Raw genomic sequence first — 19,258 nt, 5'->3', positions numbered from 1 at the left:
GAGGCCATTGAGGCCTCTTTTTTTATACGTCGCGATTATCAGTCCGGCTTGCCGTCAACCACACCGGCGGTGTTATCCAGCAGGCTCTTGGTCGCGGTTTGCAAGAACGCCTCGAGCTTGAGTTTCATCGCTGCGGTGTCAGGTGCGTCCGGGATGATCTCGGCATGCGGATTAGCCCCCAGCTGATAGCGGAACAGCTTCGCTGGCATGGCCTTTTCTTCCGGCAGCACCAGGATCCTGTCGTCGCGAATGATCGCGGTGGTCTGGTCGCTGCCCGACGGCTTGATCACGCCAAACCCGGTGTCGCCTGGCGGCAGGTTCAACAGGTCACGGCCCCAGCACTGGTTACGCACCTGCCCGCCGAGCCGTCCCATGATGGTTGGGACGATATCGACCTGGGTGCCCACGGTGTGGCTGCGCTGGCCGAATTTTTCCTGGATGCCCGGGCCGATCAGCAACATCGGCACGTTGAAGCGGCCAAGGTCCATTTCGGTGATCTGGCGCTCGTTGCCGAAGCCATGGTCGCCAACCACGACAAACAGGGTTTCCTTGAAGTAAGGCTCCTTGCGCGCCTTCTCGAAGAACTGCCCCAGCGCCCAATCGGAGTACCGCATGGCGGTCAAGTGTTCGTTCAGGCGACCACGGTCCGTGACCGGCTCGACCGGCAACGGCGTCGGCAGTGCGTAAGGCGTGTGGTTGGACAGGGTCTGCAACAAGGCATAGAACGGCTTGCCGTTCTCGCGCGCCTTGAGCTCGATCAGGCCACGGTCGAACATGTCCTGGTCGGACACGCCCCAGGTCGGGTCGGAGAACACCGGGTTCACATAGTCATTGCGTCCGATGAAGGTGGTCATGCCCTGGTTGCTGAAGAAACCCGACTGGTTGTCCCAGGCAAAGTCGCCGTTGTAGACATACACATCGTCGTAGGCACGCGCACTGAGCAGTTGCGGCAGCCCCGAGAGCTTGTGACTGCCTTCCGGTGTCTGCATCAGGTATTCAAAACCCGGCAGGTTCGGGAAACACGCCATGGTGGCGAACATGCCCTGGTGGGTGTGGGTGCCGTTGGAGAAGAAGCGGTCGAACAGCAGGCCTTCCTTGGACAGCTTGTCCAGGTAGGGCGTGATGTTGCCCGGCGCGCCCAGGGCGCCCACCGAGTGACCGGCCATGCTTTCCATCAGGATCACCACCACGTTCTTGATCGGCAGTGTCTTGTCGGCCGGCGGCGTGTAGTCGCGTCTTACCGCGGCCGTCCCGGCATCGACGAGCTTGTCGTCGGGCATCACCAGCATGTCGCGCACGGTCTGCTGGGCCAGCGACGACTCGAGGGTGGCTTTCCAGACATTGTCACGGTGTTCGGACATCCGGCTCTTGGCCGCCGCCACCAGCGACAGCGTCCCATTGAGGCCCAACTGGTTGGCGAAGTTCGAATCGGTGGTATAGACATCGCCCCAACGCAAGGGCGGGCCTTGGCGCAAGGTGCCACGGGCGGCGGCGACGGCCACCACCAGGCAGACCAGGAACACCGCGACGCGGCCATACCACGGGGCGATCTGGCGGGTGCCGATGCTGCCGCCACTGAACGGCCCGCGCGGCCGGGTAGCGCGATCAGCGCCCTTGAAGGCCAGGGCCAGGATCAGCGTGCCGCCGGCCCAGGCCAGCAGGTAGCGCACCACCGGGAAACCGTACCAGAGCATGCTCATGACGGTTTTCGGGTCTTCCTGCACATATTGGAAGACCAGGCCGTTGAGGCGCTGGTGGAACTCGCGGTAGAAGTCCATTTCCATCAAGCCGAGAAACAGCGCGATGCTGGACGTGACGGTCAGCCAGAAACGAAAGAATCCACGTGCCGCCATCGCCCGTGCGCTGAACAGGGCCAGCAGCAGCGGGATGCACAGGTAGACCACCAGGCGCAGGTCGAAACGCAGGCCGTTGGCGAACGCTTCGACGAAAGTAGAGGCCGGTGTATCGAGGATCATCTCGCGGTTGTAGACCAGCAGCGCAACGCGCAGCAGGCTCAGCATGACCATCATCACCAACGCACAGAGCAACGTGTAGGCCAGGTGCGATTTGACGGTCGGTTGCAGCAGGCGATGCGTGGTGCGCTGCTGACTCAGGGCGTCCGGGATTGCCATGTCGTTTGAGGACCTATTGGAGTTGGAGTGACAAATAGAACAACGGCGCGCCCTCTGTTGGCCAGATATAAGGCCCGGGGCTTGCGCAAGTGCGCGAATGTCGCACGAACGGCCATGGCATTGCCATTAAATAACCGCTGGCGACAGAGCGCGGGGGATTGTCGACAAGACTTGGTGAAAATTTCGTTCAATGAATATCTGGAAACACAAAAGCACCCCAGCGCTCTTGTGGCGAGGGAGCTTGCTCCCTCGCCACAGAAGCATCTCGCCTCAATTACCGGGGCTTCAGTCGTTGCTCGGCTTGTTGATCGCCTGCAGCACATATTGCGGCATGGCGAAGGCGCCCAGATGGATCTCGGGGTTGTAGTAGCGCGTCACGATACCGCTGCCAATGAAGCGCTCGCGCAGGGTTTCGCGAGAAAGCTTGCGGTGAGCGGTATCAGTCGAGCCCCAGGCGAAGGTCATGGCGCCGCCGATGTAGGTCGGCACGGCGGCCTGGTAGAAATGCCAGTCGGCGAACAGGCCGTGCAAGCGTCCGGCGGTGGTCTGCACTTCGCCCAGTTGCATGAACGGCGTGCCGTTCTGGGTCACCAGGATCCCGCCTTCGTTCAGGCAGCGATGGCAAGCCTGGTAGAAGTTTTCCGAGAACAGCACTTCGCCCGGGCCGATCGGGTCGGTGGAGTCGGAAATGATGACGTCGAATTTCTCCTGCGTGGTGGCGACGAAACGCATGCCATCGTCGATCACCAGGTTCAGCCGCGGGTCGTCGTAGGCACCCTTGGAGTGGTTGGGCAGGAACTCCTTGCACATGTCCACCACGGTGCCATCGATCTCGACCATGGTGATGTGCTCGATGCCGACGTGCTTGGTCACTTCACGGAGCATGCCGCCGTCACCGCCACCGATGATCAGCACGCGCTTGACTGCGCCATGGGCGAGGATGGGTACGTGGGTGAGCATCTCGTGATAGATGAATTCATCGGCTTCGGTGGTCTGGATGACACCATCCAGGGCCATGACCCGGCCCATGCGCGGGTTTTCGAAAATCACCAGGTGCTGGTGCTCGGTGCGCACTTCGTGCAGCAGCTTGTCCATGCGAAAACGCTGGCCATAGCCTTCGTAGAGGGTTTCCAGGTAGTCGCCGGTCGGGGTGGTCGTCATGGTCAGGTGCTCCGATCAATACGCGTTGGCCAGTGAAGGCTCGCAAAGGCGCGCATTCTACGACGCTGGGGATGACAGGTCGAACCTTCTGGTGGCGAGGAGCAAGCTCTCTCGCCACCAGGGCCCAGGCTTCAGTGAAACTTCTGTCCGAGCCCCGCCGGTACGCCTTCGATAGTGGTCTCTTCCCACGGGCCGTTCGGGCTGACGGAGCGGCTCCAGCCGTTGTTCCAACGATAATAGGTGCGCTGGCGATAGAACGTGTTGGGCTGCTTGTCCAGCACATAGACCCCGAGCTTGGCGTCCCAGTGGCTGTTGCCGCCCGGTGGTGGAGCGAAACTGGCGGAGGTGCGCGGCAGCGGCTTGGCCGGTTTGTTCGGGGTCACGGGTTTGCCGGGCGCGGTCGACGGGCCTGGCTTGGTGGTCGGCGTCGAAGGCGGAATCGGTGGCAATGGCGCCGACGGCTCCGGTGGACGCTGGACCGCACAAGCGCTCAGGCCCAGGACGAGGGTGAGCAGGGTCATACGGGCGATGGCGGTCATGGTGCGAATTCCTGTCATTGGTCCGGACTGTCGATAATCAATTGTTGTAGCGCCGTGGTGCTGCTCGCCAGGGGCTGGCTGCGACCGATCCACTCGCCGGCGGTGGGTTGGCCGGCCCGGGAGATGCGCGCCACCAGTTGGACTTCGGGGAAGTTCGACAGTTTCAGCTGCGGCATCATCGCATCAGCGTCACCCAGCTCGACGCTGGCCGGCAGGTCGGCGACGGTCAGGCGCCTGGCCGCCAACGGCGCGGGCGGGCCGGACACGGCGCGAGCGAAAATGAACACGCTGTCGCCCGGCTGCACCTTGGCTTTGAGGGCCGGATCGAGCTCGACACGGACCTTGAGCAGCGCCGCAGCCTTGGCGACTGGCGCCTGGGCAACCTTGCCGCCATTGGCTTGCAGCTTCTCGGTGGCGCGAGTGATGCCCCCCTGCAACGCCTCCCGCGACTTGTCGCCTTCGGGCAACTGCGCGAGCAGGCGGCCCCAGTAATCGATCGCCTCCTGATAGCGCTCGCCTTCGAACGCGGCGATGCCCAACAGGCCGAGGCTGGTGACTTCCTTCGGATCGAGCTTCAGCGCCTCGTCGGTGAGGGCCTGGACCTTGTCCGACCACTTCTTGCCATCGGCAAAATACTGCGCCTGGGCCCACTGCCCGAGCAGCTCGGGCTGGCGGCCGGCCAGCGCGACGGTGCGCTCGAAGATCTTCGCCGCGTCCGCCGGCCGATCCTGCGCCATGTAGGTCCGCCCGAGGAAATACAAACCTTCGGCGGAATCCGGTTGTGCCGCCACCGCGCGCTCCAGGCGCAAAGTCATTTCTTCCATGGACTTCGGCGCTTGGGCGAATTCACGGGTCAGCTCGACCTTGTCGCTGGCGCCGAAATGCAGGTACAGCGCCAGGCCCAATACCGGCACCAACACCGCCGCGAGCAGCGGCAACGGCTTGCCCAGTCGCGATTCGCGCGGCGCCTCGGCGCCCTCGGTGTCAGCGAGCAATTCACGGGCGGCCTCGGCGCGACCGGTGTCCAGTTGCGCGGCGTTGAGCACGCCCTCCTCCCGCTCGGCCTGCAGTTCGGCAACACGCTCCTGGTACAGCGCCACGTTCAACGCAGTGCGGTCTTCTTCCAATTGGGCGCGACGGCCACGCAACACGGGGATCAACAGAAAACTCAGGGCAACCAGGAGAAGCAGACCTGCGGCGAGCCAGAAATCAATCATGCTTGGTTTTATCCAACAGTTGGTCGAGGCGCTGGCGCTCTTCGACAGAAAGCGTGTCCGGGGCGGCAGTGCGCTGGACCCGGCGGCGGCGCACGATCACCGCGATGACGACGAAACCACCGAGCAGCAGCCCGGCGGGGCCGAACCAGAGCAGCGCGGTCTTGGGGGACAGGGCCGGGTTGTAGCGCACGAACTCACCGTAGCGATCGACCATGAAGTCAATGATCTGCTGGTTGTCCTTGCCCTCGCCGAGCATGCGGAAGATCTCCTTGCGCAAGTCGGCGGCAATCGGCGCGTTGGAGTCGGCGATGTCCTGGTTCTGACACTTGGGGCAGCGCAGTTCCTTGGTCAGTTCGCGAAACCGCTCGCGCTCGCCATCGTTGGCAAATTCGTAGGTATCGATGGCGGCGTGGGCCACGCCGGCCAGGCTCAAGCCGAGGACGGCAGCCGCTAACCAGCGCTTCATGGCTTGGCCTCATCCACCAGCGCCTGATATTTGCCGGCCAGCTTCTCGCGCCAGACCTGCTCGTCGATCACCCCGATAAACTTGTCGCGGATGATGCCCTTGGCATCGATGAAGAAAGTTTCCGGCGCCCCATAGACGCCCAGGTTCAGGCCGAGGGTGCCCTCTTCATCGCGGATGTCCAGTTGATAGGGATTGTGGAACTCGGCCAGCCACTTCAAGGCATCGGCATTGACGTCCTTGTAGTTGACGCCGTAGATCACCACGCCGTTCTGGGCCAGTTTGTTCAGCACCGGATGTTCGACCCGGCAGGAAATGCACCAGGTGCCCCACACGTTGACCAGTGCAGGCTTGCCCAGCAGGTCGGCGCGAGTCAGGGTCTTGTCGCCTTGTACCGATGGCAGGGAGAACTCCGGAAACGGTTTGCCGATCATCGCCGAGGGCAGTTCGGACGGGTTCAGGTAAAGCCCGCGGTACAAGAACACCGCCATCACCAAAAACAGCGCCAGCGGCAACACCATCAACCAACGTTTCATGCAGTGGCTCCCGTCACGCCCAGGGCTTCGCGCACCCGGGTTTTCACTTTGACCCGATAACGCCGATCCAGCGCCGCGAGGACGCCGCCCAGTCCGGTGAGCAGGCCACCGAACCAGATCCAGCGTACGAACGGCTTGACGTGGACGCGTACCGCCCAGGCGCCATCACCGAGGGGTTCGCCCAGCGCCACGTAGAGGTCGCGGGTGAAACCGGCGTCGATCCCGGCTTCGGTCATCACCGAGTTCTGTACGGTGTAGAGGCGTTTTTCCGGGTGCAGCACGGTGATTTCCTGGCCGTCGCGAATGACCCGCACGGTGCCTTTGTCGGACGTGAAGTTCGGACCTTCGAAATGCCTGGCACCCTCGAAAACGAATTGATAGCCACCCAGGTCCATGGACTCGCCCGGCGCCAGGCGCAGGTCGCGTTCGGCGCTGTTCTGGCTGGACAGCACCACACCGAGGGCGCAGACGGCGATCCCCAGGTGGGCGAGCTGCATGCCCCAGTAACTGCGGGTCAGGGTCGGCAGGCCTTTGACAAGACCTTTATGGCGGGTCTTATCGAAAATATCCCGCACGCCCGCCAGCAATACCCACGCCGCCAGCACGAATGTCGCCAGCACCGCCCAGTTGAAATCGCCATAAGCGATGCCCGCCACCACGGCCAGGGCGGCGGTGCCGAGCAGCACCGGCGTGAGCATGCCCAGCAGCCATTTGACCGGCGTGTCCTTCCAGCGCACCAGCACACCGATCGCCATCACCACCATCAGGATCGCCATCAGCGGAATGAACAATGCGTTGAAATACGGCGGGCCGACCGACAGCTTGGCGCCGGACAACGCATCGAGCACCAGCGGATACAGTGTCCCGAGGAGGATCATTGATGCCGCCACTACCAGCACCAGGTTATTGCCCAGCAGCAGGGTTTCCCGGGACCAGAGGTTGAAGCCGACCTGGCTTTTCACCACGGGCGCCCGCAGGGCGAACAGCGTCAGCGAACCGCCGACCACGAACAGCAGGAACATCAGGATGAATACGCCACGCTCGGGGTCCGAGGCGAAGGCATGCACCGAGGTCAGCACGCCGGAGCGCACCAGGAAGGTCCCGAGCAGGCTCAGCGAGAACGCCGCGATCGCCAGCAGCACGGTCCAGCTCTTGAACACGCCGCGTTTTTCAGTGACGGCCAGGGAGTGGATCAGCGCCGTGCCGACCAGCCATGGCATGAAGGAGGCGTTCTCCACCGGGTCCCAGAACCACCAGCCGCCCCAGCCAAGTTCGTAGTAGGCCCACCACGAACCGAGGGTGATGCCGATCCCGAGGAAGGCCCAGGCGACAATGGTCCATGGCCGCGACCAGCGCGCCCACGCGGCGTCGAGGCGACCACCGAGTAACGCGGCGATGGCGAAGGCGAAGGCCACGGAAAAGCCGACGTAGCCCATGTAGAGCATCGGCGGATGGACGATCAGGCCGATATCCTGGAGCAGCGGGTTGAGGTCGCGGCCGTCCATCGGCACTTGCGGCAGGATGCGCTCGAACGGGTTTGACGTGAGGATGAGAAACAGCAGGAAACCGATGCTGATCATGCCCATCACCGCCAGCACCCGGGCCAGCATCACTTGCGGCAACTGTCGGGAGAACACCGACACCGCAAAGGTCCAGCCGGCAAGAATCAATGCCCAGAGCAGCAACGAACCTTCGTGGGCACCCCACACCGCGCTGAACTTGTAGTACCAGGGCAAGGCGCTGTTGGAGTTGCTGGCGACATAGGCCACGGAAAAATCGTCGGCCATGAACGCGTAGGTCAGGCAACCGAACGCGAACAGCATGAATGCAAACTGCCCCCATGCCGCCGGCTGGGCGAGGCTCATCCACAAGCGGTCGCCGCGCCAGGCACCGAGCAACGGCACAACCGCCTGGACCAGGGAAAAACACAGGGCCAGGATCATCGCCAGATGGCCCAGCTCAGGAATAAACAGACCGGCATTCATCGATCAACCCTCCTTCACGGGAGCGGGCGCCGATTGGCCGCTGTCTTTCAGGGCCTTGGTCACTTCCGGCGGCATGTATTTCTCATCGTGCTTGGCCAGCACCTCGTCGGCCACCACCACGCCATCGGCGTTGAGTTTGCCCAGGGCAACGATGCCCTGCCCTTCGCGGAACAGGTCCGGGAGGATCCCGCGATAGCTGATGGTCACGGTCTTGTTGAAGTCGGTGACGTTGAACTTCACGTCCAGCGAATCACCGGAACGCACCAGCGAGCCCTGCTCCACCATGCCGCCAGCGCGGATGCGCGTATCCTTGGGAGCTTCGCCATTGGCGATCTGGGTCGGGGTGTAGAACAGGTTGATGTTCTGTTGCAAGGCGCTGAGGGCGAGGCCGACCGCCGCGCCGACGCCGACCAGGATCGCCAGAATGATGACAAGACGTTTTTTGCGCAGCGGATTCACTGACCGTTCTCCCGACGCAGACGACGCGCCTCTTGTTGCAGATACCGCTTGCGGGCCAGGATCGGCGCCGCCACGTTGAGGGCCAGCACCGCCAGGCAGATGCCATAGGCTGACCAGACATACAGGCCGTGATGGCCCATGGCGAGGAAGTCGCCGAATGACGCGAAACTCATCGAGCGGCCTCCAGGCTGTTCTGTACTTCGGCTTTCACCCAACTGGCCCGGGCTTCGCGCTTGAGCACTTCGAGGCGCATGCGCAGCAGCAGCACCGCGCCGAAGAAGCAGTAGAAACCCAGCACGGTCAGCAGCAGCGGCAGCCACATCTCGACCGGCATCGCCGGTTTTTCGGTGAGGGTAAAGGTCGCGCCCTGGTGCAGGGTGTTCCACCACTCCACCGAGTACTTGATGATCGGGATGTTGATCACGCCGACGATCGCCAGCACCGCGCAGGCCTTGGCGGCGCTGTCACGATTGCTGATTGCGTTGCCCAGCGCAATAAGACCGAAGTACAGGAACAGCAGGATCAGCATCGACGTCAGTCGTGCATCCCAGACCCACCACGAACCCCAGGTCGGCTTGCCCCAGATTGCCCCGGTGACCAGCGCCACGGCGGTCATCCAGGCACCGATGGGCGCTGCGCATTGCAGCGCGACGTCGGCCAGCTTCATCTTCCACACCAGCCCGACCACACCGCAGATCGCCAGCATCACGTAGACCGACTGGGCGAGCATCGCCGCCGGAACATGGATATAGATAATGCGAAAGCTGTTGCCCTGCTGGTAGTCCGGCGGCGCGAAAGCCAGGCCCCAGACCAGGCCGATGCAGATCAGCAACAGGGCGGCGATACTCAACCAGGGCAGCATCTTGCCGCTGATGCCGTAGAACCACTTGGGTGAGCCGAGCTTATGAAACCAGGTCCAGTTCATTGCAGTTTCCATCACGGTTGCGGCTCGTCTTCACGAGCCGCCAGGTCAGCCTTCGCTTCCAGTGGAAGTGGTCAATTCCTGACCAGGCCGCATTATTATTCGCCGACGCTGATCTTCAGGCCAGCGGCTATTGCAAAGGGTGTCAGGGTTATCGCCAGGGCGGTCAGGCTCCCAAGCCACAGCAGATAACCGGTTGCCGGCATGCCTTGCAGCGCCGCTTGCAAGGCGCCACTGCCGAGGATCAGTACCGGTATGTACAGCGGCAGGATCAGCAACGCCAGCAACAAGCCGCCACGCTTGAGCCCTACCGTCAGCGCCGCACCCACCGCGCCGAGCAGGCTCAGCACCGGTGTGCCGAGCAACAGTGACAGCAGCAGCACCGGCATGCACGCGGCGGGCAAGCCCAGCATCATCGCGAGCAGCGGCGAGAGCAGCACCAGCGCCAGGCCGGAAAAAACCCAGTGTGCCAGTACCTTGGCTAAAACCAGAAGGGCCAGGGGGTGCGACGAAAGGACCCACTGTTCCAGGGAACCGTCTTCGAAATCACTGCGGAAAAGCCCGTCCAGCGAGAGCAGGACCGACAAAAGCGCGGCCACCCAGACCAGTCCCGGCGACAAGGTTTGCAACAATTGAGTCTCCGGACCGACCGCCAGCGGAAACAGCGCGATGACGATCGCGAAAAACACCAGCGGATTGGCCAGTTCAGCCGGACGCCGACATAGCAGGCGCGCTTCACGGGCAAGCAACAGGCCAAAGACACTCATACCGCCCAGTTCCCCAGGTCAATGCTGCGATAGCCAGCGGGCATCCGGGTCAACGTGTGGTGGGTCGTCAACAACACCATGCCGCCGCGCTCGCAATGCCGGGCCAGGTGTTCTTCGAGCTGTGCGACGCCCTGCTTGTCCAGTGCGGTGAAGGGTTCGTCGAGAATCCACAGCGGCGGGCTGTCCAGGTACAGCCGGGCCAGGGCCACGCGGCGCTGCTGGCCGGCCGACAATGTGTGGCTGGGCACGTCCTCGAAACCCTTCAGGCCTACCGCCGCCAGGGCCTGCCAGATCGCCTCGCGACCGGCCGGCCGGTGCAAGGCGCACAGCCAGCTGAGGTTTTCTTCCGGCGTCAGCAGGTCCTTGATACCGGCGGCATGGCCGATCCAGAGCAGGTTGCGGGCGAGTTCGCCGCGCTGGCTGTCCAGGGGCTGGCCGTTGAGCAGCACCTGGCCGGCGGTGGGTTGCATCAACCCGGCCAGCAGGCGCAACAGGCTGGTCTTGCCGCTGCCGTTGGGGCCACTGACTTGCACCATATCGCCACGCGAGAGTCTCAATTCGAGATTTTCGAAAAGCAGCCGCAGGTCTCGCTCGCAGGCGAGGCCGATGGTTTGCAAGAGAGGACTGGTCAAGGGATCGCGGGCCTTATACGGTTCAAGTCGGCAGTGCAGCGGCCGTTAAAGTGATGCAGCATAGATGCATTGACGGCCCGTTCCACAGAGCTGCGTCAAACAATTGCAAGATTTTCGCCGCTCTCTGGAAGGCGGGCGGCATTATACATGTGAAGCCTCGCTCCAAAGAGCGCTGATTTCCCCAAGGTAAGACTGCAGATGACAGGCGACATGAACATCCCGCCGCTGCCCCAGCCCACGGCAACCACGCGCATGCCGGCGGTGACGGGCGAGCTGCTCAAGTTGCTGGCGCCGGCCGAGGGGCTGATCGGCCCAGGTCAGACAGCCAAGGCCGAGGTGTTGTCACTCAAGCAGGCGGACCAGGCCTTCCAGCTGTTGCTCAAGCTGACCCTGGAAAGCGGCCGGCAGGCCACGGTGCAGGCCACCAGCGCCCAGCCGTTGCCGCAAGGTACCAGCCTGGCCGTGACCCAGCCGTCGGCCAGCAACCTGGCGATCACCGTGCAACAGGCGCTCGCGTCCAGTGTCGCCGCCCTGACCCGCATCGACACTGCGCAATTGCCCGTGGGCACCTTGTTGCAGGGTAAAGTTCTGACCAGCCAGGCGCTGCCGCAATTGCCTGGGCAAGCGGCGGTGTATCGCTCGCTGGTGAGTCTGCTCAACACCGTCCAGGCCGGCAGCACCCTGGACATCGACAGCCCCCAGCCCCTGCGCATCGGCACGTTGTTGAGCGCTCAGGTGCAGGATGCGCAGACCTTGAAGTTCGTCCCCCTGAGCAACCGCCAGGAACAATTGGCGGTCAGCCAGCAACTGGTTACGCAGGTGAGCCGCCAGGGCTCGCTGGACAGCTTGCTCACCGCCCTGCAAAACCTTCCCGCCACCGACGACGCCGGCCCCGAGCTGCGCGCGGCGGTAACGCGCCTGTTGGCCGGTCTGCCGGACGTCCAGCAACTGAGCACACCCAAGGGCCTGGCCCAGGCCATGGTCGCCAGCGGCATGTTCCTGGAGAGCAAACTCCTCGCCGGACAGCCGCCGAGCCTCGCCCCGGACATGAAAGGCGATCTGCTGAAACTGATCGCCCAACTGACACCGGCCCTGCCCGCGTCCACCAACCTCAGCGCCATCATCGCCGCCAATACCCTGGCCCAGGCGCTGCCCAACTTCGTGCGCAGTGCCTTGGGGATGCTTGGCCAGGTCAGCGCCAAGCCGCAGCCCACCAGCTTTCCCCTGCCCTCGCGCCTGTTGAAAGGCCAGGACGAGGAAGGCGATCTGGAACACCTGTTGCGTCTGGCCGCAGCCGCTGTCTCGCGCCTGCAAAGCCATCAGTTATCGAGCCTGGAGCAGACCGGGCTGACCGACGATGGCCGGCTGATGAGCACCTGGCAGTTGGAAATCCCGATGCGCAACCTGCAGGACATCGTGCCATTGCAGGTCAAGTTCCAACGCGAGGAAACCCCTGCCCGGGAGCAGCCGGACGAGCGCCGCGAACCCCGCGAAGCGAAACAGCAATTGTGGAGGGTCGAGCTGGCGTTCGACATGGAGCCGCTGGGGCCGTTGCAGATCCAGGCCCAATTGCTCGGCGGCAGCCTGTCCAGCCAGTTGTGGGCGCAAAGGCCGTACACCGCGAGCCTGATCGAAAGCAACCTGACCGCCCTGCGTGAGCGTCTGGTGACGTGCGGGCTGAACGTCGGCGACCTGGATTGCCACCTCGGCACCCCGCCCCAGGGGCCCAAGACCCGACTGGATCAACGCTGGGTGGACGAAACCGCATGACAACCCACACCGAACCCCGCCAGGCCATCGCGCTCAAGTACGACGGCCACCACGCCCCCACCCTCACCGCCAAGGGCGACGAAGCCCTGGCCGAGGAAATCCTGCGCATCGCCCGGGAAAGCGAAGTGCCGATCTATGAAAACGCCGAGTTGGTGAAATTGCTGGCGCGGCTGGAGTTGGGCGACAGCATCCCGGAGGAGCTGTACCGCACGATCGCCGAGATCATTGCCTTTGCCTGGAACCTGAAGGGCAAATTCCCCCAGGGCTTCGCCCCCCACGCGCCGGATGTCGAAAAGGACGTGACGGACCGTGGGGATGATTACTGATTTGTGGCGAGGGGATTTATCCCCGCTCGGGTGCGCAGCAGCCGCTAAAAAGCGGGGTCGCTGCGCAACCCAGCGGGGATAAATCCCCTCGCCACAGGTCTGGGTTGGAATGACTATTTCTGAACGCCAGAAAAACCTGTGGGAGCGAGCCTGCTCGCGAAGGCGTCCGGTCAGTCAACATCTCTATTGACTGTCACACCGCTTTCGCGAGCAGGCTCGCTCCCACACAGACGTCACGGAACGCTGGATGATTAGCGATCAGCAACGACGCTACCCCTGTGGCGAGGGAGCTTGCTCCCGCTCGGCTGCGCAGCGGCCGCAAAAGCCTGGGGCCGCTGCGCGACCCAGCGGGAGCAAGCTCCCTCGCCACGGGGTCTGGGTAGGAACGACTATTTCTGAACGCCAGAAAAACCTGTGGGAGCGAGCCTGCTCGCGAAGGCGTCCGGTCAGTCAACATCTCTATTGACTGTCACACCGCTTTCGCGAGCAGGCTCGCTCCCACAGACGTCACGGAACGCTGGATGATTAGCGATCAGCAACGACGCTACCCCTGTGGCGAGGGAGCTTGCTCCCGCTCGGCTGCGCAGCGGCCGCAAAAGCCTGGGGCCGCTGCGCGACCCAGCGGGAGCAAGCTCCCTCGCCACGGGGTCTGGGTAGGAACGACTATTTCTGAACGCCAGAAAAACCTGTGGGAGCGAGCCTGCTCGCGAAGGCGTCCGGTCAGTCAGCATCTCTATTGACTGTCACACCGCTTTCGCGAGCAGGCTCGCTCCCACATTGGCCTCGGGCGACAGAAAAATATCAGCCGCCCTTGTGCAACTTGCTCATCAGTTCCGCTTCGGCCTGGGTCAGACCACACGCCTGGGTCAGTTCGTCGACGCTGGCGCCCATGCCGACCAGGCGGGCGGCCTGGGCGAAGGACAGGCTGGAGGGGTCGCGCTGTTCAAGTTGCGCCAGTTTGTCCGGCAATGGCCCGACCACGGCACGCAGCTCATGGAGCGCTTCGCCCATGCGCACAGTGCCGTTCTGATAGTCGTCGACGCGCTTGGCCAGGTCGCGGATGCGCTGATCGCGCAGCGCATCGCCCTGGGCCTGCTGAGCGGCGATCTGCCGCTGGCCGCGTATGTAGGACAAGAACATTGCCAGCGTGCCTGCCCAGAAAAGGAACAGGACAATGACTGCTACCTCAAGAATCAAATCAGATACTCTCCAGTTCCGACCACTCTTCTTCGCTCATCATCTTGTCCAGTTCAACCAGGATCAGCAACTCATTGTTCTTGTTGCACACGCCCTGGATGAACTTGGCGGACTCTTCGTTACCGACGTTCGGCGCGGTTTCGATTTCCGACTGACGCAGGTAAACCACTTCGGCGACGCTGTCGACCATGATGCCAACCACTTGCTTGTCGGCTTCGATGATGACGATCCGGGTGTTGTCGCTGATCTCGGCGTTCATCAGGCCGAAGCGTTGACGGGTATCGATCACGGTGACCACGTTGCCACGCAGGTTGATGATCCCCAGCACATAGCTTGGCGCACCTGGAACCGGGGCGATCTCGGTGTAGCGCAGCACTTCCTGAACGCGCATCACGTTGATGCCGTAGGTTTCGTTATCGAGCTTGAAGGTCACCCATTGCAGAATCGGATCTTCAGAACCCTTTTGAGACGACGCCTTATCATTCATACCCTGACCCCTCGAAAAACCGCCTGTGGCGGTGTGTGTTCTGTCCGGCGGCGCCCTGCGCCCCCGGTTGTCTTATTTCGGTTTCTGGACCGGCTTGCTGCCGCCCAGGTGTTTTGCCCCGCCGCTGGCGATCAGCTCCGCCAGTTCGGAAACGTCCAGCAAGGCGCACATGTGTTCGATCACCGTACCGGCCAGCCATGGCCGTTGCCCTCGATGGCTGCGCCATTTGATTTCGTTCGGGTCCAGGCGCAGCGAACGGCTGACCTGATGCACCGCCAATCCCCACTCGTAGCCTTGCACTGAAATCACGTATTGCAGGCCCTGGCGAAAATCATCGCGATAACGGTCCGGCATGACCCAGCGCGCGGTGTCCAGCACCTTCAGGTTGCCGGCCTGGCTCGGCAGGATCCCGAGGAACCATTCCGGCTGGCCGAACAACGGCGTCAGTTCCTGCCCCGCCAGGGAATAAATCGATCCCAGGCACACCAGCGGCACCGCCAGGGTCAACCCGGCCACATCGAACAACAGACACTCGAACGGCTCGGCGGCCCAGGCCGGACGGTCGTCCCCCTGCACCGGCGGCGGTGTGTTGCTCGGCGGCGGCAAGTGGATTTCCACTACCGGCGTCACCAGGCCCTGCAACAACGGTGCAACGGTCGAGACCGGCGCCAGGATCGGCGCGGGCGCTTCCATCACGGCCACCTTCGGCTTGATGAGCGGCGCCTCGACCGCTGCGGCGGTCATGGAAATCCGTGCATCACGGGCCTGCTCCTCGAGCACGGCCGCCTGGAACTCGTCCAGTACAGCTTCAGCTTCGACGGGCTCGGGCAACGCCTCGGCCGCGCTCGGCGGCGCTGGCAATTCTTCGGTCGCTTCCTGCAAGAGCCCGTCCAGGTAGGACTGCAAGGCCAGTTGCGGACGCGAGGTTGTCTTGATCGGGCGGTTCATGAGAACTGTGCGCCACTTGAAAAGGTTATCGGCATGGATACGTCAGGACTTGAGCGCCCGCAAGCAAGCACAACGGCTGTGGAAAACTTCGTCACTTCAAGCCACCTGCTGCGGAACGAGCTGCTGGGCCAGCAGATGCTTGAGAAGCGCGCGATAGGCCAGGATGCCACGGCTCTTGCCATCGAATTGCGAAGGGGTCACGCCGGCGCGGCTGGCATCGCGCAGACGCGTATCGACCGGGATGTAACCTTGCCAGATGTCGTCCGGGTACATATCGCGCAACACGCGCAGGGTACCGAGGGACGCCTGGGTGCGACGGTCGAACAGGGTCGGCACGATGTTGAACGCCAGGGATTGCTTGCGCGAGCGGTTGACCATCGCCAGGGTGTTGACCATGCGCTCCAGGCCTTTGACGGCCAAGTGTTCGGTCTGCACCGGTATCACCAGTTGCTGGCTCGCGGCCAGGGCGTTGACCATCAGCAGCCCGAGCAATGGCGGACTGTCGATGATCGCGTAATCGAAATCCTGCCACAGCTGCGCCAGACTCTTGGCGATCACCAGGCCCAGGCCGCCCTGCCCGGGCGACTGGCGCTCCAGGGTAGCCAGGGCCGTGCTCGATGGCAGCAGGGAAATCCGCTCGTCACTGGTAGACAGCAACAACTGGCCGGGCAAGCCCTCGGGCACGCTGCCCTTGTGCAGGAACAAGTCGTAGTTGCTGTGCTCCAGGCTATCGGGATCGTAGCCGAAATAGCTGGTCATCGAGCCGTGGGGGTCCAGATCGACGATGACCACGCGCTTGCCCGCCTCGGCCAGCAAACCGGCTAAAGCGATGGAGGATGTGGTTTTGCCCACACCACCTTTTTGATTGGCGACTGCCCAGACTCTCATTCGGATCGTTCCTCCCGGTCGAATCGGGTTCGACCGAGAAATAGCTCGGTTATAAAGCCGGTGACGGAGAATTGACGGCGTTCTGTCTTTCCGGCGACTTGACCGGGGCCGGTGCAGTTTGTGTGCCAGCCCGCTTCAATGCCGCGTCCGGTTTCGCGTTGGCGGTGCCGGTACCGGTCAGGCTGCGCCGGACATCAAGGTTACGCGACACCACGAGCACTACCCGCCGGTTGCGCGCGCGCCCTTCGGCGGTGGCGTTGTTGGCCACCGGCTGGAATTCGCCATAACCCACCGAGGCCAGGCGTCCGGGATTGACGCCCTGCATGGCAAGCATGCGCACGATGCTTGCCGAACGTGCCGACGACAACTCCCAGTTGGTCGGGTATTGCGCGGTGCGGATCGGCTGGTCATCGGTGAAACCTTCGACGTGGATCGGGTTGTCGAACGGTTTCAGGATCGCCGCGACCTTATCGATGATGTTGAACGCCATGTCGCTGGGCATCGCGTCACCGCTACCGAACAGCAGGCTGGAATTGAGCTCGATCTCGACCCACAATTCATTGCCGCGCACGGTCATCTGGTTGGAGCTGATCAGGTCGCCGAATGCCGCGCTGATGTCATCGGCAATGCTCTTCAACGGATCGGCACCACCGGCAATACCTGCATCGACCTGCTCGCTGTCCTTGACCAACGGCTTGGCCGGGGTCGTTGTCTTCGGCCGTTCGTCGCCGATGGGAATCGGCTTGAGGGCGCGGTCCGAGTCAGTGAAAACGCCAATCAACGCTTCGGAAATGACCTTGTACTTGCCCTCGTTGACCGAGGAGATCGAATACATGACCACGAAAAAGGCGAACAGCAACGTGATGAAGTCGGCGTAGGAAACCAGCCAGCGTTCATGGTTGACGTGTTCTTCACGATGTCTGCGACGCGCCATCTTCCATATCCTCCATCAGTCCATGAAGCCCTGGAGCTTCAACTCGATGGAGCGCGGGTTTTCACCTTCGGCGATCGACAGGATGCCTTCCAGCAGCATTTCCCGATAGCGCGACTGGCGCAACGCGATGGACTTGAGCTTGGCCGCGATCGGCAGCAGCACGAGGTTGGCGCTCGCCACGCCATAGATGGTCGCGACGAAGGCCACGGCGATGCCGCTGCCCAGCTGCGACGGGTCGGCCAGGTTGCCCATCACATGGATCAGGCCCATCACCGCACCGATGATGCCGATGGTCGGCGCGTAGCCGCCCATGCTTTCGAAAACTTTCGCCGCTTCGATGTCGCGACTTTCCTGGGTGTAGAAATCCACCTCCAGGATGCTGCGGATCGCTTCCGGCTCGGCGCCGTCGACCAACAACTGCAGGCCCTTGCGCGAGTAGCTGTCGGGTTCGGCGTCGGCCACCCCTTCCAGACCGAGCAGACCTTCCTTGCGGGCGGTCAGGCTCCAGTTCACCACGCGGTCGATGCCGCCGGCCAGGTCGACCCGCGGCGGGAACAGGATCCACACCAATACCTGCATGGCGCGCTTGAAGGCGCTCATCGGCGACTGCAACAGCGCAGCGCCTACGGTGCCACCGATCACGATCAACGCGGCCGGGCCGTTGGCCAACGCGCCGAGGTGACCGCCTTCCAGGTAATTGCCACCAATGATGGCGACGAACGCCATGATGATGCCGATCAGGCTGAGCACGTCCATTACAGGCACGCCTCGACCAGATGTTTACCCATGTCGTCCAGGCTGTAGACCGCGTCGGCCAGGTCGGCCTTGACGATTGCCATGGGCATGCCATAGATCACGCAACTGGCCTCGTCCTGGGCCCAGATCGCGCTGCCGCCCTGCTTGAGCAGCCGCGCGCCCTCGCGACCGTCGGCGCCCATGCCGGTGAGGACCACCGCCAGAACTTTGTCGCCGTAGGATTTCGCCGCGGAACCGAAGGTAATATCCACGCAAGGCTTGTAGTTCAGACGCTCGTCACCGGGCAGGATTTTCACCGCGCCACGGCCGTCGATCATCATCTGCTTGCCACCCGGCGCCAACAGCGCCAGGCCCGGCCGCAGGATGTCGCCGTCCTCGGCTTCCTTGACGCTGATGCGGCAGAGTTTGTCCAGACGCTCGGCAAATGCCTTGGTAAATGCCGCGGGCATGTGCTGGATCAGTACGATGGGCGCCGGGAAATTCGCCGGCAGTTGGGTCAGGACCCGCTGCAGCGCCACCGGACCGCCGGTGGACGTACCGATGGCAACCAGTTTGTAGGCCTTGCGCTTGGGGGCCGGCGACGCTGCGCTGGCCGGTGCCGAGCGCGCCGGCGCCGGTGCCGGAGCACTGCGAACCGGTGCCGGATTGAAGCTGCACGACGCGGGCGCGGACGTCGGCGCAACAACCGGCGCGGGCGCCGGTGCGCTGTAGGCACTGACCCGGCGATTGCTGCGGGAAATGCTGTGAACTTTCTCGCACAGCAACTGGCGGACCTTGTCCGGGTTGCGCGAGATGTCTTCGAAATTCTTCGGCAGGAAGTCGACCGCCCCGGCGTCCAGCGCATCGAGGGTGACACGGGCGCCTTCATGGGTCAGGGACGAGAACATCAACACCGGGGTCGGGCAGCGCTGCATGATATGCCGCACCGCCGTGATGCCGTCCATCATCGGCATCTCGTAGTCCATGGTGATCACGTCCGGCTTGAGCGCCAGCGCCTGATCGATCGCCTCTTTGCCGTTGGTCGCCGTACCGACGACCTGAATGCTGGTGTCCGCCGAAAGAATTTCCGAGACGCGGCGGCGGAAAAACCCCGAATCGTCCACCACCAGGACTTTAACTACCATAAACACTCCGTTAGA

At 63.2% G+C, this 19,258-nt stretch carries 21 protein-coding genes; 2 read left to right on the top strand and 19 right to left on the bottom strand.

The annotated features are described in order from the left end of the window. Positions 1-38: 38 nt before the first annotated feature. The 12 genes from PSH78_RS08160 to ccmA all read right to left on the bottom strand — a co-directional run bounded on the left by PSH78_RS08160 (position 39) and on the right by ccmA (position 10,813). Positions 39-2,132, bottom strand: coding sequence for an LTA synthase family protein (locus tag PSH78_RS08160; protein ID WP_305499659.1), 2,094 nt, complete (start codon positions 2,130-2,132; stop codon positions 39-41). A gap of 285 nt (positions 2,133-2,417) precedes the next feature. After that, on the bottom strand, positions 2,418-3,293 hold the full coding sequence (gene speE, locus PSH78_RS08155; protein ID WP_305499658.1) for a polyamine aminopropyltransferase: 876 nt from the start codon (positions 3,291-3,293) through the stop codon (positions 2,418-2,420). Between the two features lie 131 nt (positions 3,294-3,424). Then, positions 3,425-3,832 (bottom strand): hypothetical protein, encoded by a 408-nt coding sequence (locus PSH78_RS08150; RefSeq protein WP_305499657.1) that lies wholly within the window; start codon positions 3,830-3,832, stop codon positions 3,425-3,427. 14 nt (positions 3,833-3,846) lie between these two features. Next, positions 3,847-5,049 (bottom strand): c-type cytochrome biogenesis protein CcmI, encoded by a 1,203-nt coding sequence (gene ccmI, locus PSH78_RS08145; RefSeq protein ID WP_305499656.1) that lies wholly within the window; start codon positions 5,047-5,049, stop codon positions 3,847-3,849. Beyond that, positions 5,042-5,515: a cytochrome c-type biogenesis protein gene (locus PSH78_RS08140; RefSeq protein WP_305499655.1), complete on the bottom strand. Its 474-nt coding sequence runs from the start codon at positions 5,513-5,515 to the stop codon at positions 5,042-5,044. Before PSH78_RS08140 ends, ccmI begins: the two co-directional genes overlap by 8 nt. Continuing rightward, complete coding sequence (locus tag PSH78_RS08135) at positions 5,512-6,048, bottom strand: DsbE family thiol:disulfide interchange protein (protein WP_095963989.1); 537 nt, start codon at positions 6,046-6,048, stop codon at positions 5,512-5,514. Before PSH78_RS08135 ends, PSH78_RS08140 begins: the two co-directional genes overlap by 4 nt. Continuing rightward, entirely contained in the window at positions 6,045-8,033 is a 1,989-nt protein-coding gene (locus PSH78_RS08130) for a heme lyase CcmF/NrfE family subunit (protein ID WP_305499652.1), read from the bottom strand. Before PSH78_RS08130 ends, PSH78_RS08135 begins: the two co-directional genes overlap by 4 nt. A gap of 3 nt (positions 8,034-8,036) precedes the next feature. Next, entirely contained in the window at positions 8,037-8,492 is a 456-nt protein-coding gene (ccmE, locus tag PSH78_RS08125) for a cytochrome c maturation protein CcmE (protein WP_305499651.1), read from the bottom strand. Further along, positions 8,489-8,665: a heme exporter protein CcmD gene (ccmD, locus tag PSH78_RS08120; RefSeq protein ID WP_007939192.1), complete on the bottom strand. Its 177-nt coding sequence runs from the start codon at positions 8,663-8,665 to the stop codon at positions 8,489-8,491. Before ccmD ends, ccmE begins: the two co-directional genes overlap by 4 nt. Beyond that, positions 8,662-9,417, bottom strand: coding sequence for a heme ABC transporter permease (locus tag PSH78_RS08115; RefSeq protein WP_305499649.1), 756 nt, complete (start codon positions 9,415-9,417; stop codon positions 8,662-8,664). Before PSH78_RS08115 ends, ccmD begins: the two co-directional genes overlap by 4 nt. A 95-nt stretch (positions 9,418-9,512) precedes the next feature. Next, positions 9,513-10,181: a heme exporter protein CcmB gene (ccmB, locus tag PSH78_RS08110; RefSeq protein WP_305499647.1), complete on the bottom strand. Its 669-nt coding sequence runs from the start codon at positions 10,179-10,181 to the stop codon at positions 9,513-9,515. Then, positions 10,178-10,813, bottom strand: a complete 636-nt coding sequence (ccmA, locus tag PSH78_RS08105) for a cytochrome c biogenesis heme-transporting ATPase CcmA (protein WP_305499645.1) — start codon at positions 10,811-10,813, stop codon at positions 10,178-10,180. The genes ccmB and ccmA overlap by 4 nt, the downstream gene beginning before the upstream one ends. Positions 10,814-11,011: 198 nt before the next feature. Here ccmA and PSH78_RS08100 point away from each other — a divergent pair, with 198 nt between their 5' ends. Beyond that, positions 11,012-12,583, top strand: coding sequence for a flagellar hook-length control protein FliK (locus PSH78_RS08100; protein ID WP_305499643.1), 1,572 nt, complete (start codon positions 11,012-11,014; stop codon positions 12,581-12,583). After that, on the top strand, positions 12,580-12,909 hold the full coding sequence (locus PSH78_RS08095) for an EscU/YscU/HrcU family type III secretion system export apparatus switch protein (RefSeq protein WP_305499642.1): 330 nt from the start codon (positions 12,580-12,582) through the stop codon (positions 12,907-12,909). Before PSH78_RS08100 ends, PSH78_RS08095 begins: the two co-directional genes overlap by 4 nt. Before the next feature lie 801 nt (positions 12,910-13,710). On the opposite strand, the gene PSH78_RS08090 is transcribed toward PSH78_RS08095, so the two are convergent. From PSH78_RS08090 to PSH78_RS08060, 7 genes are all read right to left on the bottom strand, one after another. Beyond that, complete coding sequence (locus tag PSH78_RS08090) at positions 13,711-14,106, bottom strand: DUF2802 domain-containing protein (RefSeq protein ID WP_305499641.1); 396 nt, start codon at positions 14,104-14,106, stop codon at positions 13,711-13,713. A 1-nt stretch (position 14,107) separates the two neighbouring features. Further along, positions 14,108-14,593, bottom strand: coding sequence for a chemotaxis protein CheW (locus PSH78_RS08085; protein WP_003199144.1), 486 nt, complete (start codon positions 14,591-14,593; stop codon positions 14,108-14,110). A 72-nt stretch (positions 14,594-14,665) separates the two neighbouring features. After that, the gene (locus PSH78_RS08080) at positions 14,666-15,541 is read right to left on the bottom strand and encodes a CheW domain-containing protein (RefSeq protein ID WP_305499640.1); all 876 of its coding nucleotides are present in this window, start codon (positions 15,539-15,541) and stop codon (positions 14,666-14,668) included. Positions 15,542-15,637: 96 nt separating this feature from the next. After that, positions 15,638-16,429: a ParA family protein gene (locus PSH78_RS08075; RefSeq protein WP_305499638.1), complete on the bottom strand. Its 792-nt coding sequence runs from the start codon at positions 16,427-16,429 to the stop codon at positions 15,638-15,640. A 49-nt stretch (positions 16,430-16,478) separates the two neighbouring features. After that, positions 16,479-17,363 carry a flagellar motor protein MotD gene (gene motD, locus PSH78_RS08070; protein WP_305499636.1) on the bottom strand — a complete coding sequence of 295 codons (885 nt, stop codon included), beginning with the start codon at positions 17,361-17,363 and terminating at the stop codon, positions 16,479-16,481. A gap of 15 nt (positions 17,364-17,378) precedes the next feature. Beyond that, positions 17,379-18,119: a flagellar motor protein gene (locus PSH78_RS08065; protein WP_305499634.1), complete on the bottom strand. Its 741-nt coding sequence runs from the start codon at positions 18,117-18,119 to the stop codon at positions 17,379-17,381. Continuing rightward, positions 18,119-19,243, bottom strand: coding sequence for a chemotaxis response regulator protein-glutamate methylesterase (locus PSH78_RS08060; RefSeq protein WP_305499632.1), 1,125 nt, complete (start codon positions 19,241-19,243; stop codon positions 18,119-18,121). The genes PSH78_RS08065 and PSH78_RS08060 overlap by 1 nt, the downstream gene beginning before the upstream one ends. Positions 19,244-19,258 lie beyond the last annotated feature (15 nt).

This window comes from Pseudomonas sp. FP198, assembly GCF_030687895.1.
In the GTDB taxonomy this organism is placed as follows: Bacteria; Pseudomonadota; Gammaproteobacteria; order Pseudomonadales; family Pseudomonadaceae; genus Aquipseudomonas.
This window is presented reverse-complemented; position numbering and strand designations above follow the sequence as displayed.

What these genes read in the sequence shown, in the direction of transcription:
- PSH78_RS08160 (WP_305499659.1), bottom strand. Translation starts at nt 2,132, where the DNA reads ATGGCAATCCCGGACGCCCTGAGTCAGCAGCGCACCACGCATCGCCTG.
- speE (WP_305499658.1), bottom strand. Translation starts at nt 3,293, where the DNA reads ATGACGACCACCCCGACCGGCGACTACCTGGAAACCCTCTACGAAGGC.
- PSH78_RS08150 (WP_305499657.1), bottom strand. Translation starts at nt 3,832, where the DNA reads ATGACCGCCATCGCCCGTATGACCCTGCTCACCCTCGTCCTGGGCCTG.
- ccmI (WP_305499656.1), bottom strand. Translation starts at nt 5,049, where the DNA reads ATGATTGATTTCTGGCTCGCCGCAGGTCTGCTTCTCCTGGTTGCCCTG.
- PSH78_RS08140 (WP_305499655.1), bottom strand. Translation starts at nt 5,515, where the DNA reads ATGAAGCGCTGGTTAGCGGCTGCCGTCCTCGGCTTGAGCCTGGCCGGC.
- PSH78_RS08135 (WP_095963989.1), bottom strand. Translation starts at nt 6,048, where the DNA reads ATGAAACGTTGGTTGATGGTGTTGCCGCTGGCGCTGTTTTTGGTGATG.
- PSH78_RS08130 (WP_305499652.1), bottom strand. Translation starts at nt 8,033, where the DNA reads ATGAATGCCGGTCTGTTTATTCCTGAGCTGGGCCATCTGGCGATGATC.
- ccmD (WP_007939192.1), bottom strand. Translation starts at nt 8,665, where the DNA reads ATGAGTTTCGCGTCATTCGGCGACTTCCTCGCCATGGGCCATCACGGC.
- PSH78_RS08115 (WP_305499649.1), bottom strand. Translation starts at nt 9,417, where the DNA reads ATGAACTGGACCTGGTTTCATAAGCTCGGCTCACCCAAGTGGTTCTAC.
- ccmB (WP_305499647.1), bottom strand. Translation starts at nt 10,181, where the DNA reads ATGAGTGTCTTTGGCCTGTTGCTTGCCCGTGAAGCGCGCCTGCTATGT.
- PSH78_RS08100 (WP_305499643.1), top strand. Translation starts at nt 11,012, where the DNA reads ATGACAGGCGACATGAACATCCCGCCGCTGCCCCAGCCCACGGCAACC.
- PSH78_RS08095 (WP_305499642.1), top strand. Translation starts at nt 12,580, where the DNA reads ATGACAACCCACACCGAACCCCGCCAGGCCATCGCGCTCAAGTACGAC.
- PSH78_RS08085 (WP_003199144.1), bottom strand. Translation starts at nt 14,593, where the DNA reads ATGAATGATAAGGCGTCGTCTCAAAAGGGTTCTGAAGATCCGATTCTG.
- PSH78_RS08080 (WP_305499640.1), bottom strand. Translation starts at nt 15,541, where the DNA reads ATGAACCGCCCGATCAAGACAACCTCGCGTCCGCAACTGGCCTTGCAG.
- PSH78_RS08075 (WP_305499638.1), bottom strand. Translation starts at nt 16,429, where the DNA reads ATGAGAGTCTGGGCAGTCGCCAATCAAAAAGGTGGTGTGGGCAAAACC.
- motD (WP_305499636.1), bottom strand. Translation starts at nt 17,363, where the DNA reads ATGGCGCGTCGCAGACATCGTGAAGAACACGTCAACCATGAACGCTGG.
- PSH78_RS08065 (WP_305499634.1), bottom strand. Translation starts at nt 18,119, where the DNA reads ATGGACGTGCTCAGCCTGATCGGCATCATCATGGCGTTCGTCGCCATC.
- PSH78_RS08060 (WP_305499632.1), bottom strand. Translation starts at nt 19,243, where the DNA reads ATGGTAGTTAAAGTCCTGGTGGTGGACGATTCGGGGTTTTTCCGCCGC.